The following is a 376-nucleotide window of genomic DNA, read 5'->3' on the forward strand; positions in this document are numbered from 1 at the left end:
CAAGGTGGGCCTGAGCAAGGAGTGGGTGACGGCCGCCTGCCTGGGGCAGATGGCCCTGAACAGCGACCAGGCCGCCGTGGTGGGCGACCTCTTCGGCCTCACGGTGGACGAGCGGCAGTGGCTGATGGTCGCACCCTACAAGGGCTCGCTGCCCACCAGCGTGCCGACCGATCCGCTGATCTACCGCTTCTACGAACTCGTGAACGTGTACGGCACGACGTTCAAGGAGCTGATCCACGAGGAGTTTGGCGACGGCATCATGAGCGCCATCGACTTCAAGATGGAGCTGGCGCGCGAGGCGCACCCGCAGGGCGACCGCGTGCAGATCACCCTGTCGGGCAAGTTCCTGCCGTACAAGTCCTACTGACGGCGCGGG

The 376-nt window shown here is 66.0% G+C and carries 1 protein-coding gene; it reads left to right on the plus strand.

The window, feature by feature from the left end; all coding sequences use genetic code 11:
• Positions 1-367 (plus strand): cyanase (gene cynS, locus QZH66_RS18780; RefSeq protein WP_305807289.1); only part of this gene is annotated, 367 nt, incomplete at its 5' end.
• Positions 368-376 lie beyond the last annotated feature (9 nt).

Origin of the sequence: Stenotrophomonas sp. YIM B06876, assembly GCF_030711595.1 — a bacterium.
Lineage (GTDB): Bacteria > Pseudomonadota > Gammaproteobacteria > Xanthomonadales > Xanthomonadaceae > Stenotrophomonas.